The 360-nt window shown below is 70.8% G+C and carries 1 protein-coding gene; it reads right to left on the reverse strand.

Translation table 11 applies throughout. The annotated features are described in order from the left end of the window. Nucleotides 1-360, reverse strand: a 360-nt coding sequence (locus IF00_RS0140525) for an AMP-binding enzyme (RefSeq protein WP_030327158.1), incomplete at both ends; no start/stop codon positions are given.

Consider the following 360-nt stretch of genomic DNA (forward strand, 5'->3'; position numbering starts at 1 on the left):
GGTGTCGTCGGGGGCGGGGAGAGCCCGGCGGTCGAGCTTGCCGTTGACCGTACGAGGAAGGGCGTCGAGGACCACGAAAGCCGACGGCACCAGGTGCTCGGGCAGCCGGGCGGCGACATGCCGGCGCAGGTCCTCCGGCGCCGTCTCGCCGACCACATAGGCGACCAGACGCTTGTCGCCCGGCCGGTCCTCCCGTACCACCGCGGCGGCCTGCACCACCGAAGCGTGCGCCATCAGGGCGGCCTCGATCTCACCGGGCTCGATACGGAAACCGCGCAGCTTGATCTGCTCGTCGCCACGGCCCAGGTACTCCAGCGCACCCTGCTTGTTCCAGCGTGCCAGGTCCCCCGTGCGATACAT

The sequence above is a fragment of the Streptomyces flavochromogenes genome (assembly GCF_000717595.1).
GTDB lineage: Bacteria > Actinomycetota > Actinomycetes > Streptomycetales > Streptomycetaceae > Streptomyces > Streptomyces flavochromogenes.